We start from the raw sequence: 22,206 nt of genomic DNA, 5'->3' as shown, positions 1-22,206 counted from the left end.
GCCGAGCCACGCAAGTGGTGGTCGGCTGAAGTCCATCTGCGTGCCGAGGCAACCGCTCCCTTAGACTTCGCCTTTTCCCCAACGAGGCCCGTCCATGTCCCGCAGCATCATCCACTCCGAACAGGCTCCCGCCGCGATTGGCCCCTACTCACAGGCGGTGCGCCACGGCAACACCGTGTACTTCTCCGGTCAGACGCCGCTGGATCCGGCCACCGGCACGCTGGTCGAGGGCGACATCAGCACACAGACCCGGCGTGTGTTCGACAATCTGGCCGCAGTGGCCAAGGCAGCCGGCGGCTCGTTCTCGCAGTTCGTGCGGGTGGGCATCTATGTCACCGATCTGGCCAATTTCGCAGCGGTCAACGCGGTGATGGCCGACTACTTCCAGCAGCCCTATCCGGCGCGTTCCACCATCGAGGTATCGGCGTTGCCCAAGGGCGCGCAGGTGGAGATCGACGCGATCATGGTGCTGGACTGACGCATGCCCGCCCGCCGCGCCGTGGTCTGACCGTCCGGCGCGGCGTGTGCCCACACCACGCTGCTGCATCTCGCCCGGCCGCTGGGCTAGGCTAGCGATTCATGCCCGCCCGTAGCACCAGCATCGCCGTACCGCCCCTTGCCGACCCTGGCCTCGCGCCGGTCGGCACGTTGCCGGGCGTCGGTCCTGCACTCGCTGCCACGCTCGCCAAGATCGGGCTGGAGCGGGTGCAGGACCTGTGGTTCCACCTGCCGCTGCGCTACGAGGACAAGACCCGCGTCACCGCCATCGGTGACCTGAAGGCGGGCGAGCGGGCGCAGGTGGTGGGGGCGGTCGAAGCGGTCGAGCGCGGCTTCCGCTACCGGCCGCAGCTGAAGGTCGCCATCGGCGACGACTCGCGGCAGACGCTGCTGCTGCGCTTCTTCCATTTCCATCGCGCGCAGGCCGACCAGCTCAAGCCCGGCGTCAGGCTGCTCTGTTATGGCGAGGTACGTCATGGCGCGCAGGGGCTGGAGATGGTGCACCCGCAGTACCAGCGGGTGGGCGATGAGCAGGCCGTGGCGGTCGACGATCGGCTGAGCCCGATCTATCCGACCACCGAGGGCCTGGGCCAGAAGCGGCTGGCCGGCGTGATCGACAAGGCACTCGCGCTGCTGCCGCCCGATGCAGCCCTGGAGCTCATTCCCCCGCCGCTGTGCCTGGCCCATGGGCTGACCTCGCTGCGCGAGGCACTTCTCTACGTGCACCGCCCGCCGCCGGACGCGCCACTGGCCGACCTGACCAACGGTAGTCATCCGGCGCAGCAGCGGCTCGCCTTCGAGGAGCTGCTGACCCAGCACCTGAGCCTCAAGCGCATGCGCGCGGCCGTGCGTCGCCGGCGTGCGCCGGCGCTGGACGGAAACGGTGAACTGCGCGGCCGATTCGTCGGCAGCCTGCCGTTCCAGCTCACCGGCGCGCAGCTGCGGGTCACGCGCGACGTGCTTGCCGACATCGCCTGCGCCAAACCCATGCTGCGCCTCGTGCAGGGCGATGTCGGCAGCGGCAAGACCGCGGTCGCCGCCATGGCGGCGCTGGCTGCCGTGGAAGCCGGCTGGCAGGTGGCCTTGATGGCGCCCACCGAGCTTCTCGCCGAGCAGCACCTGCGCAACTTCCGACACTGGCTGGAGCCACTGGGCATCCACGTCCAATGGCTCGCCGGCAAGCAGCAGGGCAAGGCGCGCGCGCAGGCACTGGCTTGCGTCGCCGACGGCGCGCCCGTGGTGATCGGCACGCATGCGCTGATGCAGGAAGGTGTGGCGTTCTCGCGGCTGGGCCTGGTCATCGTCGACGAGCAGCACCGCTTCGGCGTGCAGCAGCGGCTGGCGCTGCGCGACAAGGGCCTGGAAGGTGACCTGGTGCCGCACCAGCTGGTGCTCACCGCCACGCCGATCCCGCGCACGCTGGCGATGAGCGCCTACGCGGATCTGGACGTCTCCTCCATCGACGAGCTGCCGCCCGGGCGCACCCTGGTGCAGACGGTGGCCGTGTCCAACGCGCGCCGCGTCGAAGTGATCGAGCGTATCCACGCCGCCTGCGCCGAAGGTCGCCAGGCCTACTGGGTGTGCACGCTGATCGAGGAGTCCGAGCAACTGCGTGCGCAGGCGGCCGAGGTGGCGCACGCGGAGCTTTCCGCCGCACTGGAGGGCTGCTCCGTCGGGCTGATCCACGGCCGCATGAAGCCGAAGGAAAAGCAGGCCGTCATGGACGCCTTCAAGGCGGGCGGGCTGTCCGTGCTGGTGGCCACGACGGTGATCGAGGTGGGAGTTGACGTACCCAACGCAAGCCTGATGGTGATCGAGAACAGCGAGCGGCTGGGCCTGGCCCAGTTGCACCAGTTGCGCGGGCGCGTGGGGCGCGGCGCGGTCGCCTCCAACTGCGTGCTGCTCTACCAGCCGCCGCTCGGCCAGCTCGCGCGCGAGCGCCTCAACGTCATGCGCGAAACCTGCGATGGCTTCCGTATCGCCGAGAAGGACCTTCAGCTGCGCGGTCCCGGCGAGGTGCTTGGCACGCGCCAGACCGGCCAGCTCGCCTTCCGTATCGCCGACCTGGCGCGCGATGCCCATCTGCTGCCGGCGGTCCAGCAGGTCGGCGAGGCGATGTTGCGCCAGCATCCGCGTGATGCCGAGCGGCTGATCGAGCGCTGGATCGGCGCCGCTGCGCGCTACGCGCACGCCTGAGCGGCTCGCGTCGGCTCGCGTTGCTGTCTCTTCGATCGCTGGCGGTCGTAAGCTAGTCGTTTTTACCGGCACCCGACGCGATGACCCGACCCCAGCTCCTGATCGATACCGATCCTGGCGTGGATGACGCGCTCGCCATCCTGATGGCCCATGCACACGCCGACGTCGCCGGTCTGTCCATCGCCGCGGGCAATGTCGGCCTGGAGCACACGGTGCACAACGCGCGCGTGCTGGTAGATCTGCTCGGCGCGAGCACGCCGGTGTTTCCCGGTTGCGCCACGCCGCTGGTGCGCCTGCCCGAAGAGGACGCAGCCTTCGTGCATGGTCGCGACGGCTTCGGTGACGTGGGATTCCCGCAGCCGGGGATTGCCGCGGCGGACGAAGCGGCCGCACTGGCGCTGCTGCGCCTGACTCGCGAACGGCCTGGTGAGTTGACCCTGGTGGCGCTGGCGCCACTGACCAACGTGGCGCTGGCGTTGCGGCTGGACCCGACCCTGCCGCAGCGGGTCAGGCGGCTGGTGGTGATGGGCGGCGCGGTGACCGGGCAGGGCAATACCGGTCGCGTGCCGGCCGAGTTCAACATCGGCTTCGATCCCGAGGCCGCGCACGTGGTGTTCGAAGCGTTCGGGGATTTCGATCTGGTCGACTGGGAGCTGACGCTGCGACATGCCTTCGACGAAGACGCGTTCGACGGCTGGCTCTCCGCCGGCGACAAGCGCGCGGCGTTCTACGGAAGCATTTGCCAGGTCGCGCGCAGGACCAACCGCGAGCGCGGTCGCCGCGGGATCATTGCCGCCGATGCGCTGGCGATGGCGGTGGCGATCGATCCGGCGGTGGTGGTGCGCAGCGAACGGCGCGCGGTCGCGGTCGAACTTGATGGCCGCCTGACCCGTGGCGCCACCGTGGTGGACTGGGCCGGTCGGCTGGGTCGCCCGATCAACGCCAATGTGGTGCTGGAGCTAGACCAGGACCGCTTCGCGGCGATGGTGCGGGAGGCGCTTGGTGCCGGATGATTCGGACAGGCGGACGGCAACAGCGAACGGTCTTCGCGCCCCGCGTTCTCCGTTGAGTTGACCCTGCCGTCACCCGCCCGCTACAATGCCGCTCTTTTCACCCGCCGCTTTGAGCCCGTCATGAAGCCTGATATCCATCCCAACTACCGCCCGGTGGTGTTCCAGGACCTGTCGTCCGACTTCGCGTTCCTGACGCGCTCGACGATCGCCACCAAGGAAACCGTCAAGTGGCAGGACGGTAACGAGTACCCGCTGGTCAAGGTGGATATCTCCAGCCATTCGCATCCGTTCTATACCGGCAAGCAGAAGACCCTCGACGTGGGCGGTCGCGTGGACAAGTTCCGCCGTCGCTACGGCCAGAAGTAAGCGAAGGTCGCTTTACGCCCGCCGCCGCGGCAGTGGCGGGCCTGACATTCCAGGACACGGGGCGGGCCAGCGGCTCGCCCCGTGTCCTTTTGCGTGTCCATCCGGCCCATCCGCGGGCGGATGTTGGGCCGGCCGATGTGCGATAATGCGCCGGTTGCATCGGCCGCTTTCCCCCGCGCGATGCCATTCCCTTGCCGGGCGGCGCCCACCGCGGATGCCCCCGGTACGTCTTTCGAGAAGGAGGTTCCCGTGTCCGATTCCAAGGTCGTCAAGCTCGTCGATGAATCGAGCAACCGCAGCGCCGAGCTGCCCCTGCTGAGCGGCACGCTGGGCCCCTCGTGCATCGACCTGGGCACCCTGTACAAGGACACCGGCCACTTCACCTACGACCCGGGCTTCGGTTCGACCGCCAGCACAAAGAGCGCGATCACCTACATCGACGGCGACAAGGGCGTGCTGCTGTATCGCGGCTACCCGATCGAGCAGCTGGCCGAGAAGTCGACCTTCCTGGAAGTGGCCTACCTGCTGCTCAACGGCGAGCTGCCGAAGAAGGACGAATTTGCGACCTTCGAGCACCAGATCACGCATCACACGATGATGCACGAGTCGCTGAAGAACTTCTTCCAGGGCTTCCACCACGACGCGCACCCGATGGCCATGCTGGCCGCTTCGGTCGCCTCGCTGTCGGCCTTCTACCACGACGATCTCAACGTCGACGATCCGGCTGACCGCAAGCTCGCCGCGATCCGCCTGATCGCAAAGATGCCCACCATTGCGGCGGCGTGCTACCGCTATTCGATCGGCTGGCCGTTCCGCTATCCGCGCAACAATCTCGAGTACGTCGAGCGCTTCCTGCACATGATGTTCGAGGTGCCGAGCGAGCCGCTGCAGTTGAATCCTGTGGCCGCCAAGGCGCTGGACCTGTTGTTCATCCTGCACGCCGACCACGAGCAGAACGCCTCCACCTCGACCGTGCGCCTGGTCGGTTCCACCGGAGCCAACCCGTACGCCTCGATCGCCGCCGGCATCACCGCATTGTGGGGCCCGGCGCACGGCGGCGCCAACGAGGCGGTGCTGGAGATGCTGCAGGAGATCGGCTCGCCCGATCGCGTCGAGACCGCCGTCAAGCGCGCCAAGGACAAGAACGACAACTTCCGCCTGATGGGTTTCGGCCACCGCGTCTACAAGAACTTCGATCCGCGCGCCAAGATCATCCGCGAGATGTGCCACAAGGTGCTCGCCGAGCTCGGCGTCAACGACCCGCTGCTGGACGTGGCGATGAAGCTGGAAGAGGCGGCGCTGAAGGACGAATACTTCGTCGAGCGCAAGCTGTATCCGAACGTCGATTTCTATTCGGGCATCATCTACAAGGCGCTGGGCATCCCGACCGAGATGTTCACCGTAATGTTCGCCATCGCCCGCACTGCTGGCTGGATCTCGCACTGGATCGAGCAGCACGAGACCCCCGGGTCGCGCATTGGCCGTCCGCGCCAGATCTACACCGGCGCCGACGTACGTGATTACACGGCGCTCGGCAAGCGCTGATAGCGGCGCTCGTGTGGATGCAGGACGCCCCGGTCATGCCGGGGCGTTTTTGTTTGCGATGACCTCGTAGGAGTGCACCCGCGCGCAACCACGCGGGCGGTACTGGGCGGGCGCGCTGGGACGCGAGGCTTGGTTGGATAGGGGGATGGACACGCGATCGCGTGGCCGGCCGATGCTTGGCGGCCGTGCACGGGTGGGCTCCCGCACGATGTGCAAGGCTTAGCGGCGGACCGCGGCCAGCATCCGCTCGAACTCGTCCCCGGCATCGGGCTCGGCCAGCAGTTCCTCCACCGCGCCGAGCGAAGCGCGGCGCATCGGCTTTTCGTCGATCCGGTCCAGCGGCGCCTGGCGCAGGGCGTCGCGCGGCATCACCGTCAGATCGAACGGCAGGCCGTCGGCAGCGAACAGCAGCACCGGATAGTCCGCCTGCTCCTCGCGACTCAGGCGCAGCCGACGGGTCTGCAGCTCGGCCGGCACGCCGTGTTCGCGCAGGAACAACATGACCGCGTCGGGATCGTCACTGAAAACGTGCAGGCAGACGGCCGAATGTGCGTCGGCCGTGCCCTCGAGCACCGGCCCGACCAGCCGCGGGTCGAACCGGTCGAGGAAACGCATCGCTTCCACCGCGGCCTCCCGGCGGGCGCCGAGCTGTTGTGGCTGGCTGTCCGCGTCGAACAGGCGCTGGCGCTCGCGCAGCGCATCCTCGATTTCCTGGTTGCGCGGCAGCGCCTGCGCGTCGTGGATGCCCAGTCGCTCGGCAGCCTTGAGCTTGGCATGGTGGAAGTCGCGGATACCGTGCTCGCTCATCAGCCGGGCCGCTTCCTGGGCCACGCGCAGCCGGTTGCGCTGCTGGCGGTCCTGGGCATGGATGCGATGGTGTTCGCCGCGTGCCATGTCGCTTCTCCGGTAGGGCCGGATCGTCAGCAAAGCCGATCCGGCGTGAGGGGTGCGTCGCCGCAGGCGTCCGTCAGAAAATATCGTACGGGTGCTGCTCGTCCTGGTTCTGCTGCTGCTGCGCGGCCTGTGCGCGCAGGCGGTCGACGTCCTCGACCTTGAGGATCTCGCTCATCGCGTTCGGGTCGTCGGGCGCGGTCGGCAGGCCGCTCTGGCGATTGATCTGCACGGTGGCGATGCCCGGGGGCATCGACAGCGCGTTCGAAGGCAGGCCTTTGAGCACCGTGCCCATGTACTCCATCCAGATCGGCAGCGCGGCCTGCGCGCCAAATTCGCCCACGCCGTTGGCGCGGCCCAGCGAGCTGAAATCGTCGAAGCCGACCCAGACGGACGTCGAGACGTCGCCGTTGAAGCCGACGAACCAGGCATCACGGTGATCGTTGGTCGAGCCCGTCTTGCCGGCCAGGTCGTCGCGGCCCAGCGCCTTGGCCGCGTAGCCGGTGCCGCGCAGGATGACGTCCTTCATCAACGAGGTGGTCAGGTAGTCGTTGCGCACGTCGATGACTTGCGGTGCGAGCAGCGGCGGGTGCGCGCCCTCGCCGTGGGCGTCGGCCGGCAGCACCGCATCACCGACGCCGGCGACGGTGCTGGCGCCCGCGGGCACCTGCGCGATCGCGTTGGCCGGATGGCCGCCCGGGTCAGCGGGCGGTGGGCCCGGCGGGCGGGTGTCGAGCAGGCGCTCCTGGCAGTTGCGGCAGGCGCGGGTCGGGTTGGCCACATAGATCGGCTTGCCGTCGCGGTCGTCGATCTCCTTGATGAAGTACGGCGAGACGAGATAACCGCCGTTGGCGAACACCGCGTAGCCTCGCGCCATGCCCATCGGCGAGACCGAGGCCGTACCCAATGCCAGTGACAGGTTCTTGGGCAGCGCATCGAGCGGAAAGCCGAAGCGTGAGATGTAGTCACGCGCGAACCGTACGCCGATCGCATCGAGCAGGCGTACCGACACCAGGTTCTTCGACTCCACCAGCGCCTCGCGAAGACGCATCGGGCCTTCGAACTTGCCGTCGTCGTTCTCCGGCGTCCACAGGCCGTTCGGCTTGGACGGGTCGGGCAGGGCGAGCGGCGCATCGTTGACAATCGACGCGGGCGTGAAACCGCGCTCGAACGCGGCCGAATACAGGTACGGCTTGAAGCTGGAGCCCGGCTGGCGCGCGGCCATCACCGCGCGGTTGAACTTGCTGCGCAGGAAGCTGAAGCCGCCCACCAGCGCCTGGACCGAGCCATCCTCCGGGTTTACCGAGACCAGCGCACCCTGCACCTTGGGCAGTTGCGCCAGTTCCCAGTCGCCCTTGTCGTTGCGCGCCACGCGCACGATGTCGCCGCGCTTGAGCACGTCGTCCACCTGCTTGGGCGAAGGTCCGGTGTGGTTCTCGTTGCGGTAGGGGCGCGCCCAGGCGACCGCGTCCAGGCCCAGTTCCACCGTCTGCCGGCTGGCCAGGTACAGCGTGGCCTTGCCGTTGTCGACCGCCGTGACGATCGCCGGCTGCATGCCGGAGATATCGGTGTACCCGGACAGCAGGCGGTCCAGGTCGTCGTTGCCCGCACCCGGCGCCAGCGTCTGGTGCGCCTCCGGACCACGCCAGCCGTGGCGGCGGTCGTAGGCGATCAGGCCGTCGCGCATCGCTTCCACCGCCGCCTGCTGACGCTCGCCTGTCACCGTGGTGCGTACCACGTAACCCTCGGTCAACGCGTCGTTGCCCAGGCGGTCGAGTGCCTGCAGGCGCACCATCTCGGCCAGGTAGGGTGCGTCCACCTCGATCGGCTGTTCGTGCGGGAAGGCGTTGTTCGGCTCGTTCACCGCCTGCTCGTACTCGGCCTTGCTGATATAGCGGTGCTCCAGCATCTGGCCGATCACCCAGTTGCGACGCGCCAGCATCCGCTTGGGGCTGTTGATCGGGTTGACCAGCGAGGGCAGCTGGAAGGTCGAGGCGATCGTCGCGCACTGGGCGATGGTCAGCTGGTCGAGCGTCTTGCCGTAGTAATACTCGGCGGCCGCCGCCACGCCGTAGGAGCGATGCCCCAGGAACATCTTGTTGAGGTAAAGCTCCAGGATCTGGTCCTTGGTCAGCTCGTTCTCCATGCGCAGCGCGATGAAGATCTCGATCAGCTTGCGCGAGTAGAGCTTCTCCGGGCTCAGGAAGAAGTTGCGCGCGACCTGCTGGGTGATGGTCGAGCCGCCCGAGCCCTTGTCGCCACCGGAGATGATCACGTGCCAGCCGGCGCGGGCGATGCCGTGCCAGTCCACGCCCGGATGGTTGTAGAAATCGGCGTCCTCGGCCGCGAGCACCGCGTGCTTGAGCTTGTCCGGCACCTTGTCGATGTCGACCGGGATGCGCCGGGTTTCGCCGAACGTGGCGATCAGTTTGCCGTCCGCGCTGAGGACCCGCAGCGGCACCTGCATGTGGTAGTCCTTGAGCATCGCCACCGAGGGCAGGCGAGGGGAGACCAACCAGTAGGCCACTCCGACGGCAGCGATGGCCAGCAACAGACCGGTGAAGGCCAGGACCAGGGCCCAGCGCAGCAGACGCTTAAAAATTTGCATGGTTTGGAAGAGCGAGACTCAAGTCAAAACACTGTCGAGTATAGATGTTGCACTATCGATCGCCCGCCCGAACCGGGGCTGGATCGCGAAAACGGCCCACCAGGGGCAATGTCAACCAAATGTGCAGGCCATCACGCCATTTTGTTGAGATAGTTGCCGTAGGCCGTTGCCATAGCGTTAATTTTTCGATCTAATGCCTTCGCGCATCCGCCGGTTTCCGGCCTGGACGCCAGGGGCCAAGGGGGAAAATCGTGGGTCTGTTTACACCCAAGAAGCCGCCGCTGATCGGCGTCGACATCAGTTCGACGGCGGTCAAGCTGCTACAGCTGAGCCAGGCCGGTGGCCGTTATCGCGTGGAGCACTACGCGGTCGAGCCACTGCCCCCCAATGCCGTGGTCGAGAAGAACATCGTCGAGGTCGAGGCGGTGGGCGAGGCGATCCGCCGTGCGTTGGCGCGTTCCGGTTCCAAGCTCAAACATGCCGCCGCCGCCGTTGCCGGTTCGGCCGTCATCACGCGCATCGTGCCGATGTCCGGCGATCTGTCCGAGGAAGACCTCGAAGGACAGATCCAGGTCGAGGCCAACCAGTACATCCCCTATCCGATCGACGAGGTCAGCCTCGACTTCGAGGTGATGGGGCCGGTGCGCGACAACCCCGACATGAACAACGTTCTGCTGGCCGCCTCGCGCACCGAGAACGTGGACATGCGCGTGGCCGCACTGGACCTGGGCGGGCTGACCGCCAGGGTGATCGACGTGGAAGCCTTCGCGATGGAGAACGCCTTCGCGATGCTGGTCGACCAGCTCAACGTCGGCCGCGATGCGCTGGTTGCCGTGGTCGACATCGGCGCCACCATGACCACGCTGTCGGTGCTGCGCCACCAGCGCACCATCTATTCGCGCGAACAGGTCTTCGGCGGCAAGCAGCTGACCGATGAAATCATGCGCCGCTACGGCCTGTCCTATGAGGAAGCCGGCCGTGCCAAGCGCAAGGGCGGTCTGCCCGAGTCCTACGAGACCGAGGCGCTGGAGCCGTTCAAGGAGGCGCTGATCCAGCAGATCAGCCGCCTGCTGCAGTTCTTCTTCGCTGGCAGCGAATACAGCAAGGTCGACCAGGTCGTACTGGCCGGCGGTTGCGCGTCGATCGAGGGACTGTGCCCGATGCTGGAGGAACAGCTGGGCGTGCCGTGCATGGTGGCCAACCCGCTGGCGCGCATGTCGCTGGCGCCCAAGGTGCAGGCGCAGACGCTGGCGCAGGACGCGCCGGCGCTGATGATCGCCGTCGGCCTGGCGCTCAGGAGTTTCGACTGATGGCACACATCAACCTACTTCCCTGGCGCGCCGAACGGCGCAAGCAGCGCGAGCGGGAATTTTTCATGCAGCTGGGCGCGGCCTTCGTGGCGGCGCTGCTGGTCGTGCTGCTGTGGGTGTTCTGGATGGGCATGCGCATCGACAACCAGAACGAGCGCAACGCCTACCTGCAGGGCGAAATCAAGCAGCTGGACGAGCGCATCGCCAAGATCAAGGACCTCGAAAAGGTCCGCCAGCGCCTGCTTGCCCGCAAGCAGATCATCGAGCAACTGCAGGCCAACCGCTCGCAGATGGTCCATCTGTTCGACGAACTGGTTAAGACGATCCCGGCCAGCGTCCGCCTTACCAGCATGAAGCAGAACTCCGACTCGATGGTGCTTTATGGCGTGGCCCAGTCCAACGCCAGCGTGGCCGAATACATGCGCAACCTCGACGCCTCGCCCTGGATGGGCAACGCGGACCTGGACAAGACCGAAATCAAGTACCGCGCCGGGCGCATGCCCTACACGTTCGGCTTGAGCGTCAAGCTGAGCCAGCCGACCGAAGAGGAGACTGGCAAGACGCCGGTACTGCTGCAGGGCAACGGTGCCCCCGCCGCATCGGGATCCGCGGCCGTCAGTGGGGGGGCTGCCAAATGAAGTTCTTCGACGAACTGCGCAACCTCGACCGCAACAACATCGGCGGCTGGTCCAAATCGATCAAGATCTTCTTCACCGTGCTGGTGTTCCTGGTCGTGATGTTCCTTGGCTGGTATCTGCACGTCAGTGACCAGCAGGACTCCCTGGAGACGCTGGCCGCGAAGGAGGTGTCGCTCAAGCAGGAGTTCACCCAGAAGCAGGCCAAGGCGGTCAACCTCGAAGCGCTGCAGCAGCAGCTCGACGAGATGCAGGACATGCTGCGCCAGTTGCTGCGCCAGCTGCCCAGCAAGACCGAGATGCCCGAGCTGCTGGTGGACATCTCGCAGACCGCGCTGGCTGCAGGGCTGGAAATCCAGGTGTTCGATCCGGGTACCGAGCAGCCCAAGGACTTCTACGCCGAGGAGCCGATCAACCTGAAGATGGTCGGCACCTACCACCAGTTCGGCAATTTCATCAGTGGCGTCGCCTCGCTGCCGCGGGTGGTGATCCTCACCATGCACGACGTTTCGCTGTCCACGCAGCTTCCGATCGGCGCCAATGGCGAACCACCGGCCGGCGGGCAGCTGGTGTTGCAAGGCACGGTCAAGACCTACCGCTATCTGGAAGACGAAGAGAGCGGTGAGACCAAGCCCGCCAAGGGCAAGGGCAAGGCGAGGGGGCGCAAATGAGCAGGTTTAACGCCATCAGGCCTACCCATGTGGCGCGGTTGCTGCTGATGCTCGGCGCCTTGCTGCTGCTGGCCGGTTGCACCCGCGGCATGTCCGACCTGCGCGACTGGGTGGCCCAGGAAAAGAGCAAGAAGGGCGCGCCGATCCCGCCGCTGCCGGTCATCAAGACATTTGAGACCTTCCAATACTCCGACGACGGCAAGCGCGATCCGTTCAGCGCGAGCACCGCCGAGCTGCAGCCGAGCGGCCCGTCGAACGGACCGCGTCCGGACGAGGGGCGCGCCAAGGAGCCGCTCGAGATGTTCGCGCTGGACAGCCTCAAGATGGTGGGCACGGTCGGCACCGGCGCAGGCATCGAAGCGCTGGTGAAGGATCCCGGTGGCGTGATCCACCGTGTCCATGCCAACGAATACATGGGACAGAACTACGGTCGGGTCACCGACATCGCGGAAGACCACATCGACCTCGTCGAACTGGTTTCCAATGGCAATGGCGGCTGGATGGAACGTTCGGCCAGCATCGGGCTCGGCGACAAATGAACACAGGGGCTGACGCAATGAGCAACCACATCCAACCTGTCCGGGGCCGAGCCATGCGCCAAGCACGCCGCTGCCTGTTGACCGGCCTGCTGATGGCCGCCGCCGCATGGGCCGGCGATGCCGTGGCAGCCACCAACACGCTCAAGGGAATCAGCTACGACACGTTGCCGGGGGGCAAGGTCGAGCTGCACATGAACTTCGCTGGCGGCCCGCCGCCGCAGCCGCGCATCTTCACCACGGGCAATCCGCCGCGCATCGCGGTCGATTTCGCCGATACCGCCAATGCCGCGCCGCGCCACCTGGACATCGGCAAGGGCTCGACCTCGGGCGTTTCGGCCGTTTCCGCGGGCGGTCGCACCCGCGTCGTGGTTGAACTGATGCGCGATGCCTCCTACGCCACGCGCGTGGACGGCAACGATCTGGTGATGACCGTCAACAACGGTACCGCCGCGCAAACCACCACCACCGCCGCGACGGTCGATCCGACCAAGGCGCTGCCTTCGGCCATGAACGGTCCGTCGGTCTCCAGCATCGACTTCCGTCGCGGGCCGAACGGCGAAGGCCGCGTGCTGATCGGCTTCAGCGGCGCCGGCGCGGATGCCGACATGCACCGCGAGGGCGGCAAGCTCATCGTCAACCTGAACCACGTGAAGCTGCCGGCCGAGCAGGCCCAGCGCCTGGACGTGCTCGACTTCGCCACGCCGGTGCAGTCGATCACCACCCGTGCCGGCATGGGCGGCGGTGCGCACATGGAAATCGACTTCAAGGGCAACGTGGAGACCTCCTCCTACCAGACCGCCGACCAGTACGTGGTCGAGGTCGCGCCCAAGAAGGACGCCGTCGCCGACGGCAAGCTCGCCAAGGGCCAGCCGCAGGCCTACAGCGGCACTCGCGTGACCTTCAACTTCCAGGACATCCCGGTACGCGCTGCGTTGCAGTTCATCGCTGAGATGTCCAAGAAGAACCTGGTGGTGGCCGACAGCGTGGGTGGCAGCGTTACCCTGCGGCTGGTCAACGTGCCCTGGGATCAGGCGCTGGACGTCATCCTGCGTGCCAAGGGCCTGGACAAGCGCAGTGACGGCAACGTCATCTGGATCGCTCCGCAGCAGGAGCTGGCCAACTACGAGCAGAATCTGGCCGAAGCCCGCCTGAAGGCCGAGGACACCGCCGAGCTCGTCACCGACTATGTGCCGATCAGCTACGGCAAGGCGGCCGACATCGCCAAACTCCTGACCAGCGGCAGCAAGGGTGGCGCCGGCGGCAGTGGCGGCAGCGGCAGCCGTGGCTTCCTCTCGCCCCGCGGCAGCGTCTCGTACGACGAGCGCACCAACACCCTGCTTCTCAACGAGACCCCGGACAAGGTCCGCGAGCTGCGCGAACTGATCGGCGTGCTCGACCGCCCGGTGCAACAGGTGCTGATCGAATCGCGCATCGTGGTGGCCACCGACGACTTCACCCGCGAGCTGGGTGTGAAGTGGGGCGTGCAGGCACTGCACACCACCAGCGGCGGCAACGTGATCACCACCGCTCCGCAGGGCGGCGCCAACGGCGCCGGCAGCATGGCCATCGAGCGTGGCAACAACAACTCCGGTGCGCCCAATGCCACGAACGTGACGACCTACCAGACGGGCGCAGGTGGCTTCAACGTGAATCTGCCGGCGGCCAACCCGATGGGCAGCTTCGGCTTGGCGATCCTTGGCGCGAACTACCTGGTCGACCTGGAGCTTTCCGCTGCGCAGACCGAAGGTCGTGGCGAGGTCATCTCCAGTCCGCGCGTCATCACCGCCAACCAGCAGGAAGCGGTCATCCGCCAGGGCCAGCAGATCGGCTACGTGACCTACCAGAACAGCGCCACCGGTTCGGCCGGCAGCGGCACCGCCACGGTGCAGTTCAAGGACGCTGTGCTGGAACTGCGCGTGACCCCGACGATCACTGCCGACAGCCGCGTGTATCTGAAGATCAACGTCAAGAAGGACGCGTTGGCCAAGTTCATCGACGCCCCGGGCAGCGGCCAGGTGCCGCAGATCGACACCCGCGAGATCAACACCTCGGTGCTGGTGGACAACGGTCAGACGGTCGTGCTCGGCGGCATCTACGAAATCACCAAGGCCAACACCATCAGCAAGGTGCCGGGCCTGGGCGATATCCCCGGCCTGGGCGCGCTGTTCCGCAAGACGGTCAAGAACAACAACAAGGCCGAACTGCTGATCTTCGTGACGCCGCGCATCCTCAGCGAAACGCTGCAGTAAGCGCACGTCGTGCAGGAAAAAAGGGCGGCCTCGGGCCGCCCTTTTTCTTTGCGGATGCGAGCGCGACCATGCGGACCGGCACACGCGGCGCCTGCACCGGCACGCCTAAACTTCCGGGCGTTGGCGCGGTCAGTACCGCGTTGCCTTCTCTGGATCGCCGATGGACACACCGCAGACCGCCGCCCCCAACCGCCTGCAGCAGGCCTTCGTGCATTTGCGCGATGAACTGCAGCGCGAAGTCATCGGCCAACCACACCTGATCGACTGCCTGCTGATCGCGCTGCTGGCCGATGGCCACCTGCTGGTCGAGGGCGCGCCGGGCCTGGCCAAGACCACCGCGGTCAAGGCGTTGGCCGCGCGCATCGAGGCCGATTTCCACCGCGTGCAGTTCACTCCCGACCTGCTGCCGGCCGACCTCACCGGTACCGATGTGTTCCGCCCGCAGGCGGGCAGCTTCGAGTTCGAGCGCGGGCCGTTGTTCCACAACATCGTGCTGGCCGACGAGATCAACCGCGCGCCGGCCAAGGTGCAGTCGGCGTTGCTCGAAGCCATGGCCGAACGGCAGATCACCGTCGGCCGCAGCACCTGGCGCCTGCCGGACCTGTTCCTGGTGATGGCCACGCAGAACCCTATCGAGCAGGAAGGGACTTTTGCGCTGCCCGAAGCCCAGCTGGACCGCTTCGTGATGCATGTGACCATCGGCTATCCCGACGCAGCCGCGGAGCTGGCGATCCTGAAGCTGGCCCGCGAACAGGCGCGCCGCGCGCTGCATCCGGCGGCGCCGCCGCGTGCGCTGCTCAGCCAGGCCGACGTGTTCGCCGCTCGCGATGCTGCACTCGAGGTGCACGTGGCTCCCGCGCTGGAGGAATACCTGGCGCAACTGGTCCTGGCTACCCGTGACGCCGGCCGCTACGGAGCGGAACTGAAACGTTGGATCGCCTGGGGCGCGAGTCCGCGCGCGACCATCGCGCTGGACCGCTGCGCCCGCGCGCGCGCCTGGCTTGCCGGGCGCGACTACGCGTTGCCGGAGGACGTGCATGGCGTCGTGCATGAAGTGCTGCGCCACCGCGTGCTGCTCAGCTACGAGGCCGAGGCGGAGGGCGTGCGCAGCGACCAGGTGATCGATCGCCTGCTGGATCTCGTGCCGCTGCCGTGATGTCCGCCGTGCCCGTGCGCGCCGATGGCGACGGTCGCACCACCGTCTCGCTGGCCGAACTGCTCGCCTTGCGCGCGCGGGTCGGTCGCGTGCGCCCGCTGCCGCTGGACAGTCGCGCCGCGCGCGCCGGCCAGCAGGCCAGCCGTCTTTACGGCCGCGGCATGGACTACGCCGAATCGCGCGTCTACCAGCCCGGCGACGACGTGCGCCGGCTCGACTGGCGGCTCACCGCGCGCAGCGGCGAACTGCACACCAAACTGTTCCAGGAAGAACGCGAAGGCAGGCTGCTGATCCTGCTCGACACCCACGCCAGCATGCACTTCGGCACCCGCGTGCGCTTCAAGTCCGTGCAGGCCGCGCGCGCCGCCGCGCTCGCCGGCTGGTATGCAGTACGCGCCGGCGAGCGTGTCGGGGCGATGGCCTTCGGCAACGGCCAGCACCTGATCAAGCCGCGTGGTGGAGCGCGCGGTGCGGTCACCCTTTGTGGTGCACTGGCCGATTGGGGTGCCGGCGCCGCCTCCCGCGGGAACGACGAACCTCTATCCGACGCACTCGCCCGCGCGGGCCGCCTGCACGGCGCCAGCCGCGTCCTGCTGATCAGCGACGGCCTGAGCTGCGACGAGGCGGCACGCGCCCGCCTGCGCGAAGTGGCGCGGCATGCCCGCGTTGCCGTGCTGGTGGTGGCCGATGCGCTCGAGCGTGAGTTGCCACCACCGGGGCGTTATCCCTTCGAGCATGCCGGCGAGCGTCGCGAGGTCAGCCTCGAAGGCATGCGCCAGCGCAGCGAGTTCCAGCACGCGCTCGGCGCCGGACAGGCACGCTTGGTTGCACTGGCCCAGTCGCTGGGGTTGCGCTGGCGCAGCATCGACACCGCAGCCGACCCGCTGGCGGCGGTGACGGCGCTGCTCGGTGCGAGGCCCGCCCGATGATGCGCCACTTGCCTGCACCGCAGGGTCCCGAGCTGCGTGACATCCATCTTCCGCCAGCGCCACCGTGGTGGCCGCCGGCACCCGGATGGTGGCTGCTGGCGGCGCTCGGGGTGGTGCTTCTCGGCGCCGGCGTGTGGTCGTTGCTGCGCGCCCGCAAGTGGCGGCAGCGCCGCGCCCGCATCCTTGCCGAGGTCGATGCGCTGGCTACCCGCCACACGGCCGACGCGCAGGCGTTGGCCGCCGGGCTGCATCAACTGCTGCGCCGCGTCGCGCGGACACAAGACCCTGCGGCTGCACGGCTGAGCGGAGAGGCTTGGCGCGAGGCGCTGGCGCGCGTGCCGGTCGATGCGCCGACGCTGCAGCGCCTGCTCACGCTGGAGCAAGCGATGTACAGGCCCGGCCCCTACGACACCCACGCCATGCTGGGGGCCGTGCGTCGCTGGCTGCACGGCGCGCTCGCGGCGCAAGGCCGGAGGTGGCGCCGTGCCTGAGTTTGCCTGGCCCGAGTTCGCCTGGCCGTGGGTGGCGCTGCTGCTGCCGCTGCCGTGGCTGCTGCGCCGCTGGTTGCACCCGCTGCCGCCCGGGCAGGCCTTGCACCTGCCGCACCCGGGCGTGGCGCTGGCGACGATCGAGCGACAGCCTGGCCGTGGAAGGACCCATTGGTGGCTTGCGCTGGCCTGGGTGTGCCTGGTCGCCGCGGCGGCGCGTCCGCAGTGGGTTGGGCCACCCCAGGCGCAACAGCGCAGCGGGCGCGCGATGCTGCTGGCGATCGACCTGTCCGGCAGCATGCGCACCGAGGACATGCATCTGGCCGGACAGAACGTCAGCCGCTTCGAGGCGGTGGAGACCATCGCCAGCGACTTCATCGCGCGCCGCGCGGGTGACGAGTTGGGGCTGGTGCTGTTCGGCAGCCGCGCCTTCCTGGTCACGCCGCTGACCTACGACCTCGACGCGGTGCGCGCGCAGCTGAAAGGCTCCGCCGTCGGCCTGGCCGGCACCGAGACGGCCATCGGCGACGCCATCGCGGTGGCGGTCAAGCGCCTGGCGGGCCTGCCACAGCAGGCACGCGTCCTGGTGCTGCTCACCGACGGCGTCAACAACGCCGGCAACATCGCCCCCGAACAGGCCGCCGCCGCGGCCAAGGCGGCCGGCGTGCGCGTCTACACCATCGGTGTGGGTGCCACCCAGATGCGCGTGCCGGACTTCTTCGGCATGCGCCTGGTCAATCCGTCCGCCGACCTGGACGAGGCGATGCTGACCAGGATCGCGCAAGACACCGGCGGGCGATTCTTCCGTGCCACCGACACGCATGAACTGGCCGCCGCCTACCAGACCATCGACACGCTCGAACCGATGCCCCAGCACGGCCCGGTGCTGCGTCCGCGCCACGAGCTGTTTCGCGTGCCGCTCGGCGCGGCGATGCTGCTGCTTGCGCTAGCCCTTGCCTCACGTGCAGGCGCCTGGCGGGAGCGCCTGGCATGAGCGAGGCCCTGCATCAGTTCCATTTCCTGCGGCCGCTCTGGCTGTGGCTGCTGCTCGCCCTGCCGCTGCTCGCATGGTTGGCCACGCGCGGGCAGGCTGCGCAGGCGCAACTGGAAAAGCTGGTCGATCCGGAACTGCTGCCGCACCTGCTTTACGGCCGCAGGCAGCGTCGTAACGTGCCGCCTGCCTTGCTGGCGCTGGGCTGGATGCTTGCGGTGCTGGCGTTCGCCGGGCCGAGCTGGAGTCGGGTAGCGCAACCGCTGTTTGCGGATCGCGCGGCGCAGGTCGTGGCGGTCTCGCTGTCAGAGCACATGCTGGCGCGCGACGTGACGCCGAGCCGGCTCGATCGCGCGCGCTATAAGGTGCGCGATCTCTTCGCGGCAAACGGTGGCGGGCTCAACGGCCTGATCGCCTATGCAGGCGAGGCGTTCGTGGTCGCACCGCTGACCAGCGACGCCAACAGTCTCAACGATCTGCTTGACGCCCTCTCGCCCGACACCATGCCCGTCGAGGGCGACAACGCCGCGGCAGCAATCGCGCGCGGCGTGGCGCTGATCCGCGACGCCAAGGTCGGTGGCGGCTCGCTGGTGCTGGTCACCGACGACGCCGGAACCGATGCCCTGCAGGCTGCCCGCCAGGCCCGCGCCGATGGCGTGCGCGTGTCGGTCCTGGGCGTCGGCACGATCGAGGGTGGGCCGGTGCCGCTCGACGATGGCGGCTTCCTGCGCGACGCCAGCGGCCAGGTCGCCATGGCCGGGCGCGACGATGCCGCGCTGGCAGCGCTCGCCGCGGCGGGCGGTGGCCGTTACGTCCCGATGCGCGCGGACCATGCCGACATCGACGCGTTGCAAGGCCAGCTGCGCACCGGCGATGCCGATCCGGCCACCGGGCAGGCGAGTGCGCAGTGGGAAGACCGCGGTCCCTGGCTGCTGCTGCCACTCCTGCCCCTGCTCGCGCTGGCCTTTCGCCGTGGCTGGTTGCTGCTGTTGCCGCTGGTGCTGCTGCCGCTGCTGGTGCCCGCTCGCGCCGAAGCCGGCACCTGGCAGGACCTGTGGCAGCGTCGCGACCAGCAGGCGGCGCAGGCGTTGCGCGAAGGCCAGCCGAAACAGGCGCTCGCACTCGCCCGCGATCCGGCGTTGCGTGGTGCGGCTGCCTACCGTACCGGCGACTACGACAAGGCGATCGATGCCCTGCAACCGGTCGACACCACCGACGCGCAGTACAACCTCGGCAACGCCCTGGCCAAAACGGGGCGCTACCAGGACGCGCTGGCCGCCTACGACCGGGCGCTTGCACTCGATCCGGCCAACGCCGACGCCGCAGCCAACCGCAAGGCCGTCGAGGACTGGCTGCGCCGCCAGCCGCCGCCGCAGGACCAGGACGCCGACGCGCAGAACCAGGAGGGCGGCAAGTCCTCGCAATCGAAGCAGGGCCAGGGCGACGAGCCATCGAAAAAGGACAGCCAGGGCAACCGCCGCGGCGAGCAGCAGGACGGCAAACAGGACAGCCAGGGCCAGCAGGGCAAGGGCCAGCAGCAGCCGAACGCCCAGGGCAACCAGGACGGTGCGCGCAACGGCGAACAGCGCGAACAGCAGGGCGCCACCCGCCCGCTGACCGCGCAGGAACGCGCCGACCAACAGGCGCGCATGGCGCGCGCGAGCGAGGCGCTCAAGCAGCAGATGGACCGTGCGCTCGGCGACAAGGCCAAGGCCCAGGGCAGCGAGCACCAGCTCGGCGCGCTGGACAAGGACGACCCGCAGGCGCGCCTGCCGGCCGAATTGCGCCAGGCGTTGCAGCGCGTTCCGGATGATCCGGGTGCGTTGCTGCGGCGCAAGTTCGAACTGGAATACCGCCAACGCCACGGCGTGGCGAACCCGGAGGACCTGCCGTGAGGCGATGGATCGCGTGGTTCCTGTTGGCCCTGCTGCCGGTGCTGGCGCACGCGGCACAGGTGCAAGCCTCGCTCGATCGCAGCCAGGTGCAGCTGGGCGAAACGGTCACGCTCAATCTGCGCGTCGAAGGCGGCGGCCTGGCGCAGGCGCCGGACCTGTCCGCGCTGGCTTCCGATTTCGACGTGCTAGGCCGTTCCAGCAATACCAGCGTGAGCATCGTCAACGGCCAGCGCAACATGCAGTTCACGATCGGCATCGCGCTGCGCCCTAAGCACGCCGGCCAGCTGACCATTCCTTCGCTGGATTTCGCCGGCGGGCGCACCCAGCCGCTCACGCTGACCGTCACGCCGCCCGATCCCCGCGCGGCGGCCAACAGCGGCAAGGCGGTGTTCCTCGAAACCAGCGCGCAGCCGACCACGGTGCGCGTGGGCCAGCAACTGCTGTTCACCGTGCGGCTGTATTTCGCCGGCAGCCTGAGCAGCGGCTCGCTGGAGGACCCGCGGCTGCCGGGCATCGACGCGCGGCGGCTCGGAGACGACCTGGACTACGACGTCGTCCGCGGGGGCCGCGCCTACCATGTGATCGAGCGGCGCTACGCGCTGATTCCGCAGCACGCCGGCACCATCGACATTCCGCCGTTGCAGTTCCAGGGTGAGCTGATCGATCCGACCGACCCGGACAGCTTCTTCGCCATGGGCACCCCCGCAACGGCGGCTTCGCCCGCGGTATCGATCGACGTGCAGCCGGTACCAGCCCAGTGGGGCAGCAGCGCCTGGCTGCCGGCGCGTGCGCTGAGCCTGACCCTGGAGGGCATCCCCGCCGACGGCAAGGCGCGCGTCGGGCAGCCACTGGACCTGGCGATGACCCTGCAGGCAACCGGCCTGCCCTACGAGGCGTTGCCCGCGCTGAGCCTGCCGGACCTCAAGGGCGCCACGGTCTATCCCGACAAGCCGGTGACCGGGACCCGCAACGACGGCCAGTGGCTGATCGGCCGGCGCCAGCAAAACTTCGCCATCGTTCCCAGCCAGGCCGGTGCGCTCACCCTTCCCGCGATCACGCTCAAGTGGTGGAACGTGCAGAGCGGCCAGGCCGAGGAAGCGCGCATCGCGGCGCAGACGCTGACCGTGCTGCCTGCGGCGGGCGGCACCGCGGCGCCGGCGGCGAGTGAGCCCGCGCCGGCAAGCTCCGCGCCTGCGCCGGTCGCCGTCGCGACGCCAGCCACGGCCGGGTCCGGCAGCACGCCAGCCTGGCGCGTGCTTGTGCTGATCGCCGTGGCGTTGCTGTTGCTCGGCGGTGCGCTGGCAGTGGCATGGATCTGGCGCCGGCGCGTGCGTTCGGGTGCCGGTGCATCGGGGACCGCCACGCCGTCCCACCGTGCGTTGCGCCTGGCGTTCCTCGCCGCCGCGCGCGGCGGCGACGTAGCCGCCCAATCGCATGCGTTGCTTGCCTGGGCGCGCGCGGAGCGGCCCGGGCTTACCGGACTGGGCGCGCTGGCCGAGGCGCTGGCCTCGGCCGCCCAGCGCGAGGCGATCGAGGCGCTGCAGCGGCGCCGCTTTGCCGCGGACGCAGGCGGCCCGGCCCCCGACCTGGCAAGCGCGTTCCGGCAGGGCTTCCAGTGGCGCGAACCGCCGTCGGGCGAGGAGCCGCCACTGCCGCCGCTCTACCCGTTCAAGCTGCGTTGAACACGCGCTGCCACAGTTGCGTCATCGCTCCATCGAGGAAGCAGACACGCACATCCATCGCCGGCGCGCCCAGCCGGGCGAGCGTCCTGCGCAGGCTGGCGCAGGCGACCCCGGCGGCCAGTTCCGGCGGGTAGCCATAGGCGCCGCAGCTGATCGCGGGAAAGGCGATCGAGCGCAGGCCGTGCTCGCGCGCCAGTTCCAGCGCGTTCCGATAACAGGCGGCGAGCAGTTCCGGTTCGCCGTGGCTGCCGCCGCGCCAGATCGGCCCCACCGTGTGGACCACGCAGCTGGCCGGGAGGTCGAACCCGGGCGTGATGCGCGCCTCGCCGGTCGGACAGCGCACGTCGGCCGACGCCTCCGGCAGAGCCCGGCAGGCTTCGAGCAGGCGGGGGCCCGCTGCGCGGTGGATCGCGCCGTCGACGCCGCCGCCGCCGAGCAGCTGCCGGTTGGCGGCATTGACGATGGCATCGACCGCAAGTCGGGTCAGGTCGGCAGTAAGCAAGGTAATGGACATGGACAATAGTGTTTCGCGCAGGCCGCGCTT

The 22,206-nt window shown here is 68.5% G+C and carries 19 protein-coding genes; 16 read left to right on the top strand and 3 right to left on the bottom strand.

Annotated elements, in window-relative coordinates; genetic code table 11:
- Positions 1-94: 94 nt before the first annotated feature.
- From J7I44_RS06140 to J7I44_RS06120, 5 genes are all read left to right on the top strand, one after another.
- Positions 95-478: a RidA family protein gene (locus J7I44_RS06140; protein ID WP_091334502.1), complete on the top strand. Its 384-nt coding sequence runs from the start codon at positions 95-97 to the stop codon at positions 476-478.
- 101 nt (positions 479-579) lie between these two features.
- A complete protein-coding gene (gene recG, locus J7I44_RS06135; RefSeq protein WP_209617474.1) occupies positions 580-2,694 on the top strand; it encodes an ATP-dependent DNA helicase RecG in 2,115 nt (704 codons plus the stop codon).
- Between the two features lie 80 nt (positions 2,695-2,774).
- The gene (locus J7I44_RS06130; RefSeq protein WP_209617467.1) at positions 2,775-3,707 is read left to right on the top strand and encodes a nucleoside hydrolase; all 933 of its coding nucleotides are present in this window, start codon (positions 2,775-2,777) and stop codon (positions 3,705-3,707) included.
- Positions 3,708-3,827: 120 nt separating this feature from the next.
- Positions 3,828-4,073 carry a type B 50S ribosomal protein L31 gene (locus J7I44_RS06125; RefSeq protein ID WP_209617464.1) on the top strand — a complete coding sequence of 82 codons (246 nt, stop codon included), beginning with the start codon at positions 3,828-3,830 and terminating at the stop codon, positions 4,071-4,073.
- A 249-nt stretch (positions 4,074-4,322) separates the two neighbouring features.
- Positions 4,323-5,618, top strand: coding sequence for a citrate synthase (locus J7I44_RS06120; RefSeq protein ID WP_209617461.1), 1,296 nt, complete (start codon positions 4,323-4,325; stop codon positions 5,616-5,618).
- Positions 5,619-5,837: 219 nt separating this feature from the next.
- Here J7I44_RS06120 and J7I44_RS06115 read toward each other — a convergent pair whose 3' ends face one another.
- Both J7I44_RS06115 and J7I44_RS06110 read right to left on the bottom strand, forming a co-directional pair.
- Positions 5,838-6,512 (bottom strand): hypothetical protein, encoded by a 675-nt coding sequence (locus J7I44_RS06115; protein WP_209617445.1) that lies wholly within the window; start codon positions 6,510-6,512, stop codon positions 5,838-5,840.
- A 73-nt stretch (positions 6,513-6,585) separates the two neighbouring features.
- Positions 6,586-9,117, bottom strand: a complete 2,532-nt coding sequence (locus J7I44_RS06110) for a penicillin-binding protein 1A (RefSeq protein ID WP_209617443.1) — start codon at positions 9,115-9,117, stop codon at positions 6,586-6,588.
- Between the two features lie 251 nt (positions 9,118-9,368).
- Here J7I44_RS06110 and J7I44_RS06105 point away from each other — a divergent pair, with 251 nt between their 5' ends.
- From J7I44_RS06105 to J7I44_RS06055, 11 genes are all read left to right on the top strand, one after another.
- Complete coding sequence (locus J7I44_RS06105; RefSeq protein ID WP_342451874.1) at positions 9,369-10,427, top strand: pilus assembly protein PilM; 1,059 nt, start codon at positions 9,369-9,371, stop codon at positions 10,425-10,427.
- Entirely contained in the window at positions 10,427-11,065 is a 639-nt protein-coding gene (locus tag J7I44_RS06100; RefSeq protein WP_209617439.1) for a PilN domain-containing protein, read from the top strand. Before J7I44_RS06105 ends, J7I44_RS06100 begins: the two co-directional genes overlap by 1 nt.
- Positions 11,062-11,733 carry a type IV pilus inner membrane component PilO gene (locus J7I44_RS06095; protein WP_209617436.1) on the top strand — a complete coding sequence of 224 codons (672 nt, stop codon included), beginning with the start codon at positions 11,062-11,064 and terminating at the stop codon, positions 11,731-11,733. The genes J7I44_RS06100 and J7I44_RS06095 overlap by 4 nt, the downstream gene beginning before the upstream one ends.
- Entirely contained in the window at positions 11,730-12,272 is a 543-nt protein-coding gene (locus J7I44_RS06090) for a pilus assembly protein PilP (protein ID WP_209617433.1), read from the top strand. The genes J7I44_RS06095 and J7I44_RS06090 overlap by 4 nt, the downstream gene beginning before the upstream one ends.
- A 53-nt stretch (positions 12,273-12,325) precedes the next feature.
- Positions 12,326-14,521, top strand: a complete 2,196-nt coding sequence (locus tag J7I44_RS06085) for a type IV pilus secretin PilQ (protein ID WP_209617430.1) — start codon at positions 12,326-12,328, stop codon at positions 14,519-14,521.
- Positions 14,522-14,681: 160 nt separating this feature from the next.
- Positions 14,682-15,677: an AAA family ATPase gene (locus J7I44_RS06080; protein ID WP_209617425.1), complete on the top strand. Its 996-nt coding sequence runs from the start codon at positions 14,682-14,684 to the stop codon at positions 15,675-15,677.
- Positions 15,677-16,606: a DUF58 domain-containing protein gene (locus J7I44_RS06075; RefSeq protein WP_209617422.1), complete on the top strand. Its 930-nt coding sequence runs from the start codon at positions 15,677-15,679 to the stop codon at positions 16,604-16,606. The genes J7I44_RS06080 and J7I44_RS06075 overlap by 1 nt, the downstream gene beginning before the upstream one ends.
- Positions 16,606-17,097, top strand: a complete 492-nt coding sequence (locus J7I44_RS06070; RefSeq protein ID WP_245187983.1) for a DUF4381 family protein — start codon at positions 16,606-16,608, stop codon at positions 17,095-17,097. Before J7I44_RS06075 ends, J7I44_RS06070 begins: the two co-directional genes overlap by 1 nt.
- Positions 17,090-18,088 (top strand): VWA domain-containing protein, encoded by a 999-nt coding sequence (locus J7I44_RS06065; RefSeq protein ID WP_209617417.1) that lies wholly within the window; start codon positions 17,090-17,092, stop codon positions 18,086-18,088. The genes J7I44_RS06070 and J7I44_RS06065 overlap by 8 nt, the downstream gene beginning before the upstream one ends.
- Positions 18,085-19,980, top strand: coding sequence for a tetratricopeptide repeat protein (locus tag J7I44_RS06060; protein WP_209617413.1), 1,896 nt, complete (start codon positions 18,085-18,087; stop codon positions 19,978-19,980). Before J7I44_RS06065 ends, J7I44_RS06060 begins: the two co-directional genes overlap by 4 nt.
- Complete coding sequence (locus J7I44_RS06055; RefSeq protein WP_209617410.1) at positions 19,977-21,662, top strand: BatD family protein; 1,686 nt, start codon at positions 19,977-19,979, stop codon at positions 21,660-21,662. Before J7I44_RS06060 ends, J7I44_RS06055 begins: the two co-directional genes overlap by 4 nt.
- On the opposite strand, the gene J7I44_RS06050 is transcribed toward J7I44_RS06055, so the two are convergent.
- Positions 21,649-22,176: an O-acetyl-ADP-ribose deacetylase gene (locus J7I44_RS06050; RefSeq protein ID WP_209617407.1), complete on the bottom strand. Its 528-nt coding sequence runs from the start codon at positions 22,174-22,176 to the stop codon at positions 21,649-21,651. The two genes, J7I44_RS06055 and J7I44_RS06050, sit on opposite strands and share 14 nt — an antisense overlap.
- Between the last annotated feature and the right edge of the window lie 30 nt (positions 22,177-22,206).

Origin of the sequence: Frateuria flava (genome assembly GCF_017837635.1) — a bacterium.
Classification (GTDB): domain Bacteria; phylum Pseudomonadota; class Gammaproteobacteria; order Xanthomonadales; family Rhodanobacteraceae; genus Frateuria_A; species Frateuria_A flava.
The sequence above is the reverse complement of the archived record's forward strand: the minus strand, read 5'-3'. Positions and strand labels throughout refer to the sequence as shown.